Here is a 15,273-nt window from a genome sequence, read left to right on the forward strand (position 1 = left end):
GTTCCACGAACCCCGGCGTCAGCTCTTCTCCAAGTAGCCCGCGCGGTCCTCGTCGACGACCTCCGCGACCATGCGCGCCAGGCCCGGATGCCGCCGCAATCCCGGATCGTCGGCGACGTAGCGCTGCGCCTCGTCCCGCGCTTCGGCGATGACGTCCTCGTCGCGCAGCAGCGACAGCATCTTCAGTCCCGACCGGCGCCCGGACTGTGCCTCGCCCAGCACGTCCCCTTCCCGCCGCAGCTCCAGGTCGAGCCGGGCCAGTTCGAAACCGTCCGTCGTGGAGGCCACCGCGTCCAGCCGCTCCCTGGTGGAGGTACCGCCCATGGCCTCGCTCACCAGCAGGCACAACCCCGGAGCCGAACCGCGCCCGACGCGCCCGCGCAGCTGGTGCAGCTGGCTCACCCCGAACCGGTCCGCGTCCATGATCACCATCACGGTCGCGTTCGGCACGTTCACGCCGACCTCGACCACGGTCGTGGCCACCAGCACGTCCAGCTTCCCGTCGGCGAAGCCGCGCATCACCGCGTCCTTGTCGTCGGCGGCCAGCCTGCCGTGCAGCACGCCGATCCGCAGCCGCTCCAACGGTCCCTGGCGCAGCCGCTCCGCCACGTCGAGCACGGCCAGCGGCGGGCGGCGCTCGTCGGAACCCGCGCCCGCGTCCTCCGGTTCCTCGACGCCGTCGTCGGTGCGCGGCTTCTTCCCGCCCTTCTTCGGCGGGTTCTGCTCGTCGTCGCCGATGCGCGGGCACACCACGTACACCTGGTGCCCGGCGGCGACCTCCTCCCGGACGCGTTCCCACGCGCGGTCCAGCCACGACGGCTTCTCCGCCACCGGCACCACGCTGGTGCTGATCGGCGAACGCCCGCTGGGCAGCTCGCGCAGCGCGGAGGTCTCCAGGTCGCCGTACACGGTCATCGCCACGGTCCGCGGGATCGGCGTCGCCGTCATCACGAGCACGTGCGGCGCGGATTCCGCCCCGCCGCGGGCCCGCAGCGCGTCCCGCTGCTCCACGCCGAACCGGTGCTGCTCGTCGACGACGACGAGGCCGAGGTCGGCGAACGACACCCGGTCCTGGATCAGCGCGTGGGTGCCGACGACGATGCCCGCCTCCCCCGAAGCCGCCTCCAGCAGCGCCTTCTTGCGCGCCGCGGCGGGCAGCGAACCGGTGAGCAGGGTGATCTTGGTGGACTGCTCCGCCGCGCCGAGCTGCCCCGCCGCGCCCAGATCGCCGAGCAGTTCCGCCAGCGAACGGGCGTGCTGGGACGCCAGCACCTCGGTAGGCGCCAGCATCGCGGCCTGCCTGCCCGCGTCCACCACCTGCAACATGCCGCGCAACGCCACGACGGTCTTGCCGGAGCCGACCTCGCCCTGCACCAGCCGGTTCATCGGCTGCTCGGCGGCCAGGTCGGCGGCGATCTCGGTGCCGATCTCGGTCTGCCCCGCGGTGAGCTGGAACGGCAGCCTGCGGTCGAACTCCGCGAGCAGCCCGTCCTCGCGGCGCGGGCAGGACGGCGCCGGGTGTTCGTGCACCGTCTCGCGCAGCCGTGCGAGCACCAGTTGCACCGCCAGCGCCTCGTCCCACTTGAGCCGGTTCTGCGCGGCGGCGACCTCGCTCTGGTCCTGCGGCCGGTGGATCTTGCGCAGCGCCGTTTCCAGCCCCAGCAGATGATGTTCGGCGCGCAACGCCTCCGGCAGCGGATCGTCCGCGCCGTCCCAGGTGTCGAGGACCTGGCGCACGCAGCGGGAGATCGACCAGGACGGAAGTCCTTGCGCCGACGGGTAGACCGGGATCAGCGCCGCCGCGAACTCCTCCGCCACCGAACCGGCCTGCTCCGCGTCCTCGCCGTCGAAGAGCTGGTACTCGGGGTGGGCGAGCTGGAACGAGCCCCGGTAGGCGGTGACCTTGCCTGCGAACATGCCCTGCCGTCCGGGCAGCAACTCCCGCTCCCGCCACGCCTGGTTGAAGAACGTGCAGGTCAGCGAGCGGTGCCCGTCGGTGATGCGGGCCTCGACGATGGTGCCGCGGCGGGATTTCATGGTCCGCTTCGAGACCCGTTCGACCTTCGCCAGCACCGTCACGTGCTCGTCGAGTTCCAGCCCGGCGATGGCGGTCAGCTCACCGCGTTCGGCGTAGCGGCGCGGATAATGGCGCAGCAGATCACCCACAGTGGACAGTCCGAGGGCCGATTCGAGCGCCTGCCCGGTCTTCGCGCCCAGCACCCGGTCGAGCCCCGTATCCGAAGTGGTCATCCCGCCCTGCCCGTGTCGCCTGCTGTGCCGGTACCCGACTCGAAGTTATCGGACGAACGCGCCCCGCGGTCGGACCGGTTCACCGAATCGGCGCCGCGCCGGTGGTGCGAGTTCGCGCGCTACTCGACGCCCAGCAGCAATGCCGACGGCGAGCCGCCGGCCGGATAGCTGACGCACTCCACCTCCGGGCGGTGCTTCGCCAAGTACTCGACCAGCTCCGCCGACACCGGTTCCGGAGCGCCGTCGCCCGCCAGGACCGTCACCAGCTCGCCGCCCGCCGCGAGCATCCGGTCCACCAGATCCCGCGCCACCGCGAGGAAATCCCGCCCCATCAGCACGACCTCGCCGTCCACCAGCCCCAGCACGTCGCCGGGCACGCAGCGACCGGCCCACGTCAACGCCTCCGACTCGGCGATGCGCAGTTCGCCGCGCCGGGTCGCCGCCGCGGCCTCCGCCATCACCACCGCGTCGTCCGAGCTGCGGCGCGACGGGTCGTGCACGGCCAGCGCCGCCAAGCCCTGAGCCGGGGACGCGGTGGGAACGACGACGACGTCGCGGCCGTCCCGGACGGCGCGCTTCGCCGCCAGCTCGGCGAGTTCGGCGATCGCCTCGCCGTTGGGCAGCAGCACGACGTGCGCCGCGCGAGTCCGCTCGATCGCCGCGACCAGCTCCGCCACCGCGGGGTCCGCCGCGACCAGCTCGAACACCTCGGCACCCTCCGCGCGGAACAGCTCGGCGAGCTCGGCACCCGCGACGCAGGCCAGGATCGCGTGCCCCACCGGGTGCGCGGCGGTCTGGTCGGCGAACCGCTGCACCCGGATGCGGCTGGGCCTGCCGGTCTCCACGCCGGCTTCGATGGCGCCGCCGATGTCGTCGCAATGCACGTGCACGGCCCACCCACCCGCGCCGTCGCCGACCACGGACACGCAGTCGCCGAGCTCCGCCAGCACGGTGCGCAGCCGGTCCACCCCGCCTGGTTCGGCGTCCGCGAGCAAGTACATCACCTCGTAGGCGTAGCCGCCGTGCTCGGCGGGAAGCTCCACGTCGCCGGTCGGCGGTTCCGGCGCGAGCCGCGCTCCGCGCACCACCGAGTGCAACGCGTCGAGCAGCACGACCAGCCCTCGGCCTCCCGCGTCCACCACTCCCGCCTCGGCCAGCACGGGCAGCTGCGCGGTGGTGCGCTCCAGCGCGCCGATCGCCGCCAGCGTGGCCGCCCGCACGGACTCGCCCAGCCCGGCGGCCCCGGACGATCCCTCGGCCGCCGCGTGCAGCACTGACAGCATCGTGCCGTCGACGGGTTCCGCGACGGCGTCCGTCGCGAGCGCATCCGCATGGTGCAGCGCGGCGTGCAACGCGGACCCGTCCATCGTCGCCGCGTCCCGCAGCTGCTCCGCCATGCCCCGCAGCACCTGCGAGAGCAACATCCCGGAGTTGCCGCGCGCCCCGGACAGCGCGCCCTCCGCGAGAGCCGCGAGCACCTCGCCCAACGACCCCGCCGGCCCCGGCCCCCGCTCGGTCGCTTCCAGCGCCGCGCGCATCGTGTGCAGCAGGTTCGTCCCGGTGTCGCCGTCCGCCACGGGGTACACGTTGATCCGGTCGAGCGCGGCGCGATCCCGCGCCAGCGCCGCCACCGACTCCCGCGCCCACCGCCGCGCCGCTTCCGCGCCGAACTCCGGCAGCGCCTCCGGACTCCCCGCCACACCGCGAAGCCTAAGCCGTCCTCGCGGGGCGCTCGGCGCAGCGGGTCGCTCGGCGGGCCCACCGCCGATCGAAGATCATCACCGGTGGCCGGGCGCCTGCGCTGCGGACCGGCGCCGACCACCCCGCCCGGCGCCCCGCGCGAACGACCTCGCACGATGGCGCGGGGCGCTTCCGCCGCCCCGGGCCAGGGGCCGACGGGCCCGATCAGGGCGTGGGGTAGGCTCATCGGGTCCCGGGTGGCGATGACCCAGGGCACCCGTAAGGCATGCAGGTCCGCACCGGCTCCGGCCGGGAGGAGATCGCCGGGTACCCCTGGCGAGCAGCAAGCCCAGCGGTACGCGATCCGGTCCGCTCAGCGGTCGGGATCCCCAAGCGGGCAGCGCTCGCGTGGACTCATCGCCGCATCCGAACTCAGGCTTCCCCGCCGCGGGCGTGGGAGGACGTCGAACGCAAAGTAAGGGGTGTCTGACGTGGCTGCCGTCTGCGACGTCTGCAGTAAGGGTCCGGGCTTCGGTAACTCGGTCTCGCACTCCCACCGGAAGACCAGGCGCCGGTGGAACCCGAACATCCAGACCGTGCACGCCAAGTTCGGTCTCTCCCAGCGCAAGCGCATGAACGTGTGCACCTCCTGCCTCAAGGCGGGCAAGGTCGTGCGCGGCTGAGCGCAGGCCATCTAGCGCCGAACCCCGGAGCGGCTCGCCGTTCCGGGGTTTTTGCGCGCCCGGAACCGGTTCGTCACGGCAGGTGGTGGCGCCAGCGCGGGCCGACCTGCGCCCATTCCGCCTCCCAGGCGGCCAACCGGCGCTTGCCCACGTACCAGCGGGCGCCCGTGAACAACCCGCCCAGTGCCAGTCCCGAGCCGAGCAGCACCCCGGCTCCGGCGGTCCCGGCGGCCTGAGTCGCTTCGGAGCGGGTCCGCGGCGGCGGCACCGGCACGTCTCGCGGGTCGACCCAGATCGGCACCTCGTCGGCGAGCGGGGTACCGGTCGGCACCTCGATGACCGCGACGTGCCGCGGACCCGGCGGCGCGCCCCAGCCGACCTGGACCGAGCGGACCACCGCGCTCTCGCCGGGCACCTCGGCCAGCACCTTCGCCGACACCTGGTGGCGATCGGCGTGCTCGGCGTTCACCTGTGCCAGGTGGTCCCGCAGCACCGCCTGCGACACCACGAACGACGCGATCAGGACCACCACCACCGCCGCCAGCACCACCAGCAGCGCGATGGGTTCGAACAAATCGGTCCGGCGCCGCAACGGGTTGGCTCCGGGCCACACCCCACGCCGCAACCGCGCCAGGACTCCTCCACTGACCGGGCCGGCACCCATGACAAGCCTTCTTCCATCGGCGAGCACAAGTCCACCGCAAGACTCGAATGTACGACCGGCGGAGGTCGAAATCCATCCGCCGAACCGGGACCTCGGCCCGTGCCCCCAGAGCACCCGATGATCACGATGCGTGCAACTCGAGCACCCGTGCCGAAGTGGGAGAACGCGCGAAAGAGCCGTCGCCCGGCCCCGCTCCGAATCGCTTCGAACAGGCGTTACGGGCAGTGCGAACGAGGACGAGCGCGGCTCGGGCGCCGCTCGGCGTCGCGCTCGGCGCGAGGACGTCGAGTGCGCGCGAAACGACGCGCCATCACTCAACGTGAACGAAGATGAGAAGCCTGGATCGGCGCCCGCCGAGCCAGGTGAAGCCCGGCAGCGGCTAGGGGAGCTTCCAGTCGACCGGTGCGGCTCCCGCTCGCTGCAGGATCTGGTTCGCCCGGCTGAACGGACGCGTGCCGAAGAAGCCGCGGTCCGCCGACATCGGGCTCGGGTGCACCGACTCGATGCACTCCACGCCCGGCATCATGACCCGCGTGCTGCGGGCGTCGTTGCCCCAGAGGATCGCCACCATCGGCTGCTGCCGGGCGGCCAGGGCCCGGATGGCCTGCTCGGTGACCGCCTCCCAGCCCTTGCCGCGGTGCGAGGCCGACTTGCCGGGCTGCACGGTCAGGGCTCGGTTGAGCAGCAGCACCCCGTTCTCCGTCCACGGCGTCAGGTCGCCGCTGGTGGGCCTGGGGTGGCCGAGGTCGTCGCAGTACTCCCGGAAGATGTTGATCAGGCTGCGCGGCGGTTGCACCCCGGGAGCCACGGAGAAGCTGAGCCCCACCGGGTGTCCCGGCGTCGGGTACGGGTCCTGACCGACGATGAGCACTCGCACGTCGTGGAACGGCTGCTGGAACGCGCGCAGCACGTTCTCCCCGGACGGCAGGTACTCCCGCCCGGCCGCGACCTCGGCGCGCAGGAAGTCACCCATCGCGCCGATCTGGCCGGCGACGGGTTCCAGCGCCTCGGCCCAACCTGCCTCGACCACCTCGTGCAACGGACGTGCCATGGTGGCGCACTCTAGCGAGCGGCCGAGATCGACTGCCCGGCGCCCCGGCCGCCCCGGCCGCCGCGGGTCAACGTGTTGTGCCCCACACTGCGGCCAGTCATCATCGCCCCTCGTGCGGGTCATTCCCCCGGCCCAACGATCGTGATCTCCATAGCCGCCTGTGACCAGCGTTCGACCTCCGATCAACCCCCTGGCCAGCCCCGCGGCAAACCTACTGCGGAGTGATGTTTTACCCACGACAACAATTATCGAAACGGACACAAGTAGGCGTTTTGGTGGCCAGGAGGCAGCTGCTCAGCTAAGTTCCTCAGTACTCCAAACGTGTTCACACACCGTGGACGGCACGACCCGGAGGTGGCACACACCCTCATGACTGCACAGGAAACGGAAGAGATAAGCCCGGAACAGCGATCACTGCTCCGGCGAGCAGTCGGCGCGGCGGCAATCGGGAACACGACGGAGTGGTACGACTTCGGCGTCTACGCCTACGTGGCGAGCTACGTAGGACATCAGTTCTTCCCCGGTCCTTGGGCGACCGCATCCGCTTTCGGTGTCTTCGCGATCTCCTTCCTGCTGCGACCGCTGGGCAGCATGTTCTTCGGTCCGCTGGGGGACCGGATCGGACGCCAAAAGGTGCTGGCGATCACGATCCTGCTGATGTCCGGATCGACATTCGTGCTCGGTTGCCTGCCGAACTTCGACACGATCGGACTTCTCGCGCCGATCCTGCTGTTGTTGTGCCGCATGGTGCAGGGCTTCTCCACCGGCGGTGAATACGGCGGCGCGGCCACCTACATCGCCGAGTACGCCCCGAACCGGAAACGTGGTTTTTACGGCAGCTGGCTCGAATTCGGCACCCTTGCGGGATTCGGCCTCGGCGCGCTGGTTCCGACCATTCTGATCCTCACGCTGCCCGCGGAGTCGATGGAGGCCTGGGGCTGGCGGATCCCGTTCTTGCTGGCCGGTCCGCTCGGCCTGATCGGGCTCTACCTGCGGAGCAAGCTGGAGGACACTCCGGCGTTCAAGAACCTGGAGAAGAGCGACAACCTGGCGCGCTCGCCGCTGAAGTCCTTGGTGCGCGAGTACTGGCGACCGCTGCTGATCCTGATGGGCGTCGTGGTGCTCATCAACGTCGCGAACTACACGATTTTGACCTACATGGAGAGCTACCTCACCGACACCCTGGAAATTCCGGCGGGTCGCGAATACGAGGTGCTCGTCCCGCTGCTGCTGGTGGTCGCGCTGATGATGGCGGCCATCACCCCAGTCGGCGCGCTGTCCGACCGGATCGGCCGGAAACCGTTGTTCATCTCGGCGGCGATCTGCTTCATCGTGCTGCCCTACCCGGCGTTCCTGCTGATCTCGCAGGGCACGATGATCACGACCATGCTCGGCTTGGCGCTGCTGGGCGTCGGGCACCTGCAGTTGATCGGGCCGCTGGCCTCGACGCTGCCGGCGATGTTCCCGACGAAGGTGCGGTACGCGGCGTTCAGCGTCGGTTACAACGTCTCCACCGCGGCGTTCGGCGGCACCGCGCCGCTGATCAACGAGTGGGCCGTGGAGCACACCGGAAATTCGTTCTTCCCGGCGTACTACCTGATGGGCGCGGCGGTCGTGGCGCTCATTCCGATCCTGCTGATGAAGGAAACGGCGGGCGAACCGCTGATGGAGGAATCCGACGCACCCGGAGACTCCGCTTCGGCGAAGTCGAGCTGAACCAGCTCGAACGCGTGAAAAGGCCCGGTGGGAGTTCCCACCGGGCCTTTTCACGCCATACCGGACGAATCCGGCTCAGATCAGTGCAATACCTGTTCAGGTGATCAACGCCAGTGTTCCCAACCCGAGGACCCCTCGTAGGCCGCGCCGTCCACGGTGACCCCGCCGCCCTCCACCACGGCTCCGACCGCGCGCCAGCCCTCCGGCAGCGGCTGGTCCGACGGGAACGTCGCCGCGAGCGCCTGGTCCTCGCCGCCGGTGAGGACCCAGTGCCGGGCGTCCGCTCCCAGTGCCGAGGCGACCTCGGTCAGCCGCTGCGGTACCTCGATCAGCTCGTCGCGCAGGTCGATGCCCACCTGGGAGGCCTCCGCGATGTGCCCCAGATCGGCCAGCAGCCCGTCCGAGGTGTCGATCATCGAGGTGGCGCCCGCGTCGGCGGCCAGCGGTCCCGCCGCGTACGGCGGTTCCGGCACCCGCTGCGCACCGACCACCGCCACCGGCGAGCGGAACCCGCGCCCCAGCACGGCGAGGCCCGCCGCGGCCCAGCCGAGCCGCCCCGCCACCGCGACCACGTCGCCAGGGCAGGCGCCGGACCGGGTCACCGGGGTACGGCCCTGGAGATCGCCCAACGCCGTGATGGAGATCGTCAGCGCGGGCGCGCTCACCATGTCCCCGCCGATCAGACCGGCACCGACGCGCTGCGCCTCTTCCCACATGCCCGCCGACAGCTCGTCCACCACCGACGTCGGCGTCTCCGGCGGGCAACCCAGCCCCACCAGCAGACCGGTCGGGACCGCGCCCATCGCAGCCAGGTCGGACAGGTTCACCGCGACGGCCTTGCGCCCCACCTGGTGCGGCGTCGACCACGCCAAGCGGAAGTGCACCTGCTCGACCAGCACATCGGTGGTCGCCACCACCCGGCCGTCGGACGCCGCCAGCACGGCGGCGTCGTCACCGGGCCCGAGCAAGGTCGAGGCGGGCTGCGCCCGCCCGGAGGTCACCCGCTGGATGAGGCCGAACTCACCGGCCTCGGACACGGTCTGGTCCTGCGCCGAAGTGTCCGAACCCACGTCAGACCTCCCTTTCTTGAGCATCCGCTCGGCCCGATGGGGTAGTTTTCTCCCAGTTTCCTACCCCGCACAACAGGCCGAGACGAAGGGGCACGCCGTGGTTCAGGCATACATCCTCATCCAGACCGAAGTCGGCAAGGCCGCCGCCGTCGCCGCCGAGATCTCCGGTTCCACCGGCGTGATCACGTCCGAGGACGTGACCGGCCCGTACGACGTGATCGTGCGCGCCGAGGCGGAAAATGTCGACCAGCTCGGCAAAATGGTCGTCGCCGGCATCCAGAACGTGGAAGGCATCACGCGGACGCTGACGTGTCCCGTCGTACACCTGTGAGCGCCCCGTTCCCGCTGCGGCGCCCGCGCGTGCTGTAGTGGACTCCGTGGTCGACGAGCATCCGAAGTTCCCCAAGCCGGTCCTCATCGTGGCGCTCGCGCTGAGCGGGCTGCTGGCATTGGGCGTGATCACCCTCGGACTGGTCTCCCGGTTCTCCGAGCAGCGGGAACAGGATGCCGTGGAGGCGGCGCAGCAGGCCCGTCGCACCGGCCCGCTCGCGCTGCCGCCCATCCCCTCCCCCGCCGCATCCGGACCCGACTGCGGGAAGCTGCTCGCCGCGCTGCCCGCCGAACTGGAAGTGGACGGCGCACGCATCCCCCGGCGGGCGCTCGCCGACCCGGTGCCGCCCGGCGCGATCGCCTGGGGCGACGCCGAGCACGACCCGATCACCGTGCGCTGCGGCCTGTCCGCTCCCGCCGAACTCACCCCGACCTCGCCGCTCGTGGACATCTCCGGGGTGAGCTGGCTGCGGATCACCGAAGCGGGCAACACGTCGTGGCTCGCGGTGGACCGGCCCGTGTACGTGGCGCTGACGGCGCCGGAGAACTCCGGCAGCGGCCCGGTGCAGGACCTCTCCCACCAGTTGCGCTCGCTGCCGAAGCAGCCCGTGTTCCCCTGAGCGGGCGGGTCAGCGGAGCCCGGTGCCGCGGGCTTGGGCGGTGTCGATCAGGGTGGTCAGCAGAGCCGGGTAGTCGATGCCGGTCTGCGCCCACATGCGCGGGTACAGCGAGATCGCGGTGAAGCCGGGCATGGTGTTGACCTCGTTGACGATGAGCTCGCCTTCCTCGGTGACGAAGAAGTCGACCCGCGCCAGGCCCTGGCACTCCAGTGCGCGGAACGCGGTGACCGCGGTGGCGCGCAGCCGTTCGATGGCGTCGTCGCCGACCTTCGCGGGGATGTCGAACTCGGTGACGTCGTCGAGGTACTTGGACTCGTAGTCGTACCAGTCGGCGGTGCCGGTGACGCGGAGCTCGGCGGGCAGCGAGGCCTCGATGCGGCCGTCCGGGAATTCGAGCACGCCGCATTCGACCTCGCGGCCGACGACCGCGGTCTCGATGATGACCTTCGGGTCGGTGCGGCGGGCCTCGGCGATGGCGTCGTCCAGCTGCGCCCATTCGGTGATCTTGGTGATGCCGAGCGAGGAGCCCGCGCGGGCGGGCTTGACGAAGGCGGGCAGGCCGATCCGCTCCCGGCGCTGTTCGTCCAAAGTGGACTCGTCACGGCGGAGCACCTCGAAGGTGCCGACGGAGATGCCTTCGGCCGCCAGCAGCTTCTTCGTGTACTCCTTGTCCATGGACACCGCGCTGGAGAGCACGCCGGGACCCGCGTAGGGCACGTCGGCCATCTCCAGCAGGCCTTGGATGGTGCCGTCCTCGCCGAAAGCGCCGTGCAGCACGGGGAAGACGACGTCCACTTCGGACAGGATTTCGCCACCGCGGCCGGGCTCGACCAGGATCAGCTCCCGGCGCGTCGGGTCGCCGGGCAGCGCCAGGGCCGTACCGGCGGCGACTTCGGGCACGCGGCGGTCGCGGATCTCCAGCTCGGCCGGGTCCGAGGTGCCCAGCACCCAGGCGCCCTCGCGGGTGATGCCGACCGGAACGACCTCGAAGCGCTCCGGGTCCAGGTGGCTCAGGACGCTGCCCGCGGACAGGCAGGAAACGCCGTGCTCGGTGCTCCGTCCGCCGAAGACGACGGCCACCCTGGTCTTGCGCTGAGTCATGCGCGGAACCCTACCTGCAGGCGCGCGCGCCGCCAGCGACCTCCTCGTCGCACCACCGAGCCACGAGCCCCAGCGAACGCTCCAGGTCAGCACGTGTGCACGAAGCGTAGCCGAGCGCGATGCCGGTCCACTGCCGCGGGCCGTGATGATGCCTGCGCAGCCCGTCCAGGACGATGCCGTGCTCCGCCGCCCGATCCACCACGCGCTGTTCGGCCTCGGCGGACGGCAGCGGCAGCACGACGTGCGCGCCCGCCTCGTCGCCGAAGACCTCGACGCCCGCCTCGGCGAGCCGGGACGCGACCATGCCGCGCCGCTGCGACAGTTCGCGGCGCAGCCTGCGCAGGTGCCTGCCCAGGTCTCCGTTGCGCGCGTACTCGACGAGCACCCGCTGCCCCGCCGGCGCCGGGCCGGTGCTGGTGCGCTCGCGATGTTCGAGCACTTCGGCGACGACCCGATCCGGCCCGAGCATCCAGCCCACGCCCAGGGTCGGCGTGAGGATCTTGCTGGTGGTTCCCAGGTGCACCACGACGTCCGGGGCCATCGACGCCAGCACGGGAAGCGGCGCCACGTCGTAGCGCAGCTCGCCGTCGTAGTCGTCCTCCACGATCAGCCAGCCCTCCGCGCGGGCCCGCTCGACGAGCGCGACGCGCCGATCCGCGGGCAGCCTGCCGCCGATCGGGTACTGGTGCGCGGGCGAGCAGTACACGGCCCGCACGCCCCGCGGGATGGACTCGACGATGATCCCCGCGTGATCGACGGGGGCGGGCACCACGTTCGCCCCGGCGGCGAGCAGCGTCTGCACCGCGCGCTGGTAGCCCGGTTCCTCCACGGCGACGGTGGCGCCGCGACCGAGCACCGTCGCGGCGAGCTCGGTGACCGCCGCGGTCGTGCCGCCGGTGGCCACGACGGTACCCAGGTGCGGGCCGCCGGTGGTCATGCCGCGGTGCCGCAGCAGGTGCTCCACCACGGCCTCGCGGTACTGGTCGACACCGGCGAGCTGCCGGGTCTCGTCCGGCTCCCGGTCGGCGGCGGCCCGCCAGGCCCGCCGCCACGCCGCGCGGTCGATGCCGCCCGTCCACGGGATTCCCGGCACCAACCGCACCATCGCCTCGGTATCTCGGCGAGCCGGGCCACCTCCGGATTCCGCCGCGGCGGAGGGGGATCCGGGCGGGGCGGTGGTGACGTAGGTGCCGGAGCCGTGCTTGCCGACGATCCAGCCTTCGGCGTGCAGCTGCTCGTAGGCGGCGGCGGTGACGGTGCGGCTGACTGCGAGGTGCCGGGCCAGCGCCCTCGTCGAGGGCAACCGGTCGCCGCCTCGGAGCTGACCGAGCGTGGCGGCGCGCCGGAGCGCGTCGGCCAGCTGCACCGCGAGCGGGCGGTCGTCGTCGCGACGCAGCTCGATGGCCGGTTCGAGCAGCGGCGAGCTCGCCGCGGGCACCGCATGTGGCATCTCAGAATTCCCCCCGCTCGGCCTCTCGATGATGCCACCACCGGTGAATCCCTTCCAGAACGGCTCGCGCAGCGGGCCAGGAACCTCGGCGGCTTCCTCGACGCGGGATCGATTCCACGTGTGGCTCCGCCGCACGCGAAATCGCCGTCCTCGCGAGGAAGCCGCCGATGGCCCGGTCACTGCTCAGCGGCTTCGCCGCCGGCAGGACGACGACCGAGAACCTGCGCGGACCCGTCAGGCGCGGGTGAGGCCGTCGACGGGGTCGAGCGAGTACAGGGTCATCTGGGTGCGGCCCGGCCGGTACACGTGGATCGTGATCGCGGGATCGGGGCTGTCGTTGATCACCTGGTGCACGTGGTCGGGGCCGAAGACGCGGGACTGGCCGGTCTCCAGGGCGTGCCATTCCTCGACCGGCCCGGCCGGGGTGTCGCGCACGACCCGCTCGGTGACGTTGCCGGAGACCACGGTGAAGGCGCCGGTGGCGCCACCGTGGTCGTGCAGTTCGGTCCGCTGCCCGGGGAGCCAGCTCAACAGCCAGGCTTCGTGCGTGGCAGTGCGTTCGAGCAGGCCTGCCCAGCGCTGCTGCGGGTCGTAGCGCAGGCGGTGCGCCCAGGAGAGCCGACCGGCGGCGAGCTCGCGGGCGATCCGCACGGGATGCGCGAGCGACCGGTCCGCGTCGGCGGCGACGGTGTTGGGGGGTACGGCGAACACGGGGAGTCCTCAATGATCGTGAGTTCGGGAAGTGGGAGTGGCTGCGGTGATGAGCCCGGCGACGCAGGTCCCGGCGACGCGATCTCCCGGAGGGGCGCTGCGCGGGGACGGGACTGGTGCGGAGATCCCGGTTCGGCCGCCGCCCGAGTGCGGGGCGGTTCCGGTTTCGCGGATCGGGTGGACCGCGGCGCGAGGCCGTGCGGGTCGTTCAGGTCGGTTCGGGGAGCACGTCGCCCGGTCCGTCCTGTTCGCCGATCCTGGGGATCACCGACCGTCAGCGGGGTCGATCACCGCTGCAGACAAAGCGCGCTCGCCACCCGGCGCAGGTCGATGTGACCTCGTCCATCGGTCATGGCTCGCAACACGCCGCGTAGTGAACCAGCGTCGGAAGCGACCCGTCAAGCCGATTGCGCCGACGTCACACCGTCGTGGATCCGCACGCAACGTGATCACAGCGCGTTGCGCAGCAAGATCATCCACCGGGCTCGACGCGCCCACGGCCGAAGTGGTGATCATCATCCCGCTGCGCCTGCGCGGCCGAGCGGGCTCTCGGGGTCAGGAAAGGGCCGCGAGCACGTCCGCCACGAGGTCGGCGGGGTCTTCGCACCCGGCCGAGAACCGCACGAAGCCCGGGGCCACCGGGTCGCCCCACTGCGCCCGCCGGTCCACCGTGCTGTGCAGCCCGCCGAAGCTGGTGGCCGCCACGACCAGCGCGCTGCGGCGCACGAACTCCGCCACCGCGTCGGCGTCGGCGAGTTCGAAGCGGAACACGCCGCCCCAGCGCCGCATCTGGGTGCTCGCGAGCCGGTGCGCCGGGTCGTCCGGCAGCCCCGGCCAGCGCAACCCGGTCACGGCGGGGTGCTCGCGCAACGCTTCGACCAGCGCCGCCGCGTTCGAGGCCTGCCGGGCCAGCCGCAGATCGAGGGTGCCGAGGCTGCGGTGCGCCAGCCAGGTCTCGAACGGGCCGGGGATGGCGCCGGAGAGCGTGCGCGCCCGGCGCAGGCGCTGCGCCAGCGCGCCGTCCGCCGTGGACACGTGGCCGAGCAGCACGTCGCTGTGCCCGGTCAGCGCCTTGGTGTCGCTGGCGAGCGCGATGTCCGCGCCGAGTTCGAGGGGGCGCTGCCCGAGCGGGGTGGCGGTGGTGTTGTCGACGGCCAGCAGCGCTCCGGCCCGGTGAGCGCGGCGGGCCAGCTCGGCGACGTCGCAGACGTCCAGGCCCGGGTTGGACGGGGTTTCGAGCAGGACCAGCCGGACCCCGTCGAAGACGTCGTCCGGCCACGGCCCCGTCGTGGGGATCTCCCGCACCTCCAGTGAGAGTTCGGCGAGTTCTTCCCGCACGAACTGCCGGGTGGCGTAGTAGCCGTCGGACGGCACCACCAGTCCGTCGCCGTGGTGCAGCACGGCGCGCAGCACGGCGCTGATCGCGGCCATGCCGGAGGGCAGCAGCACGCACTCCCCGCCGTCGAGCTCACCGATGGCCGCTTCCAGCGCCCGCCACGACGGATTCCCGGTCCGGCCGTAGAAGTCCCCCTGCGGATCACCGAGGTGGTACGGAGCGGCGAACACCGGCCCCGGCGCCAACGGATCCCCTGGCCGCGGATCGCCGTGCCCACCGTGCACGCACTTCGTGCCGTCTCCGAGCTCGATCTCCGCCACCTGCGACCTCCCAGCTAGAACGCTCCCCCGCCAGATTATTGCGCGCGCAATCCAAGCCGCTCCAGCGAATGCGCCCCACTCCACACGAGGCTCCGCAGACGCCCTGAACCTCCCCACGACGAACCCCGCGAAGGACGAACGCAAGCCAGCCTCACAGCGAAGCCGTGCCTGGCGGCCGAAGGCCGTGCAGTGGGCGGCGAAGCCCGCCTGCCTTACGGCGAAGCCGTGCCTGGATGCGCGCCAGCGCATAGCCCACGTCACAAAGCCGACCACCCGCGGGTTCTCAGCGGC

The 15,273-nt window shown here is 71.8% G+C and carries 13 protein-coding genes; 4 read left to right on the forward strand and 9 right to left on the reverse strand.

Annotated features, from left to right (window positions below):
- Positions 1–18: 18 nt before the first annotated feature.
- Entirely contained in the window at positions 19–2,250 is a 2,232-nt protein-coding gene (recG, locus tag OOZ19_RS25750; RefSeq protein WP_266092740.1) for an ATP-dependent DNA helicase RecG, read from the reverse strand.
- A gap of 119 nt (positions 2,251–2,369) precedes the next feature.
- The gene (gene fakA / locus OOZ19_RS25755; protein ID WP_266092741.1) at positions 2,370–3,950 is read right to left on the reverse strand and encodes a DAK2 domain-containing protein; all 1,581 of its coding nucleotides are present in this window, start codon (positions 3,948–3,950) and stop codon (positions 2,370–2,372) included.
- 471 nt (positions 3,951–4,421) lie between these two features.
- Here fakA and rpmB point away from each other — a divergent pair, with 471 nt between their 5' ends.
- The gene (gene rpmB / locus OOZ19_RS25760) at positions 4,422–4,613 is read left to right on the forward strand and encodes a 50S ribosomal protein L28 (RefSeq protein WP_184481860.1); all 192 of its coding nucleotides are present in this window, start codon (positions 4,422–4,424) and stop codon (positions 4,611–4,613) included.
- A 73-nt stretch (positions 4,614–4,686) separates the two neighbouring features.
- Here the strand turns inward: rpmB and OOZ19_RS25765 are convergent, their stop codons facing one another.
- Both OOZ19_RS25765 and OOZ19_RS25770 read right to left on the reverse strand, forming a co-directional pair.
- Entirely contained in the window at positions 4,687–5,277 is a 591-nt protein-coding gene (locus OOZ19_RS25765) for an Rv1733c family protein (RefSeq protein WP_266092742.1), read from the reverse strand.
- 379 nt (positions 5,278–5,656) lie between these two features.
- A complete protein-coding gene (locus OOZ19_RS25770; RefSeq protein ID WP_266092743.1) occupies positions 5,657–6,328 on the reverse strand; it encodes a uracil-DNA glycosylase in 672 nt (223 codons plus the stop codon).
- Positions 6,329–6,697: 369 nt separating this feature from the next.
- Here OOZ19_RS25770 and OOZ19_RS25775 point away from each other — a divergent pair, with 369 nt between their 5' ends.
- On the forward strand, positions 6,698–8,044 hold the full coding sequence (locus OOZ19_RS25775) for an MFS transporter (RefSeq protein ID WP_266092744.1): 1,347 nt from the start codon (positions 6,698–6,700) through the stop codon (positions 8,042–8,044).
- Positions 8,045–8,148: 104 nt separating this feature from the next.
- On the opposite strand, the gene OOZ19_RS25780 is transcribed toward OOZ19_RS25775, so the two are convergent.
- Positions 8,149–9,114, reverse strand: a complete 966-nt coding sequence (locus tag OOZ19_RS25780) for a thiamine-phosphate kinase (RefSeq protein ID WP_266092745.1) — start codon at positions 9,112–9,114, stop codon at positions 8,149–8,151.
- Positions 9,115–9,211: 97 nt separating this feature from the next.
- On the opposite strand from OOZ19_RS25780, the gene OOZ19_RS25785 reads away from it, so the two are divergent.
- Both OOZ19_RS25785 and OOZ19_RS25790 read left to right on the forward strand, forming a co-directional pair.
- Positions 9,212–9,445 carry an Lrp/AsnC ligand binding domain-containing protein gene (locus OOZ19_RS25785; protein ID WP_184481871.1) on the forward strand — a complete coding sequence of 78 codons (234 nt, stop codon included), beginning with the start codon at positions 9,212–9,214 and terminating at the stop codon, positions 9,443–9,445.
- 46 nt (positions 9,446–9,491) lie between these two features.
- Complete coding sequence (locus OOZ19_RS25790) at positions 9,492–10,064, forward strand: DUF3515 domain-containing protein (protein ID WP_266092746.1); 573 nt, start codon at positions 9,492–9,494, stop codon at positions 10,062–10,064.
- Between the two features lie 9 nt (positions 10,065–10,073).
- On the opposite strand, the gene OOZ19_RS25795 is transcribed toward OOZ19_RS25790, so the two are convergent.
- From OOZ19_RS25795 to OOZ19_RS25810, 4 genes are all read right to left on the reverse strand, one after another.
- Complete coding sequence (locus OOZ19_RS25795) at positions 10,074–11,165, reverse strand: D-alanine--D-alanine ligase family protein (protein WP_266092747.1); 1,092 nt, start codon at positions 11,163–11,165, stop codon at positions 10,074–10,076.
- Between the two features lie 10 nt (positions 11,166–11,175).
- Positions 11,176–12,615 (reverse strand): MocR-like pyridoxine biosynthesis transcription factor PdxR, encoded by a 1,440-nt coding sequence (gene pdxR, locus OOZ19_RS25800; RefSeq protein ID WP_266092748.1) that lies wholly within the window; start codon positions 12,613–12,615, stop codon positions 11,176–11,178.
- Between the two features lie 234 nt (positions 12,616–12,849).
- On the reverse strand, positions 12,850–13,326 hold the full coding sequence (locus tag OOZ19_RS25805; protein WP_266092749.1) for a cysteine dioxygenase: 477 nt from the start codon (positions 13,324–13,326) through the stop codon (positions 12,850–12,852).
- A 555-nt stretch (positions 13,327–13,881) separates the two neighbouring features.
- Positions 13,882–14,973, reverse strand: coding sequence for a cystathionine gamma-lyase (locus tag OOZ19_RS25810; protein ID WP_266092752.1), 1,092 nt, complete (start codon positions 14,971–14,973; stop codon positions 13,882–13,884).
- Between the last annotated feature and the right edge of the window lie 300 nt (positions 14,974–15,273).

It is taken from the genome of Saccharopolyspora sp. NFXS83, assembly GCF_026241095.1.
GTDB lineage: Bacteria > Actinomycetota > Actinomycetes > Mycobacteriales > Pseudonocardiaceae > Saccharopolyspora_C.

Excerpts from the sequence above, each read along its gene's own strand:
- recG (WP_266092740.1), bottom strand. The coding sequence starts at position 2,250 with ATGACCACTTCGGATACGGGGCTCGACCGGGTGCTGGGCGCGAAGACC.
- OOZ19_RS25765 (WP_266092742.1), bottom strand. The coding sequence starts at position 5,277 with ATGGGTGCCGGCCCGGTCAGTGGAGGAGTCCTGGCGCGGTTGCGGCGT.
- OOZ19_RS25770 (WP_266092743.1), bottom strand. The coding sequence starts at position 6,328 with ATGGCACGTCCGTTGCACGAGGTGGTCGAGGCAGGTTGGGCCGAGGCG.
- OOZ19_RS25775 (WP_266092744.1), top strand. The coding sequence starts at position 6,698 with ATGACTGCACAGGAAACGGAAGAGATAAGCCCGGAACAGCGATCACTG.
- OOZ19_RS25795 (WP_266092747.1), bottom strand. The coding sequence starts at position 11,165 with ATGACTCAGCGCAAGACCAGGGTGGCCGTCGTCTTCGGCGGACGGAGC.
- pdxR (WP_266092748.1), bottom strand. The coding sequence starts at position 12,615 with ATGCCACATGCGGTGCCCGCGGCGAGCTCGCCGCTGCTCGAACCGGCC.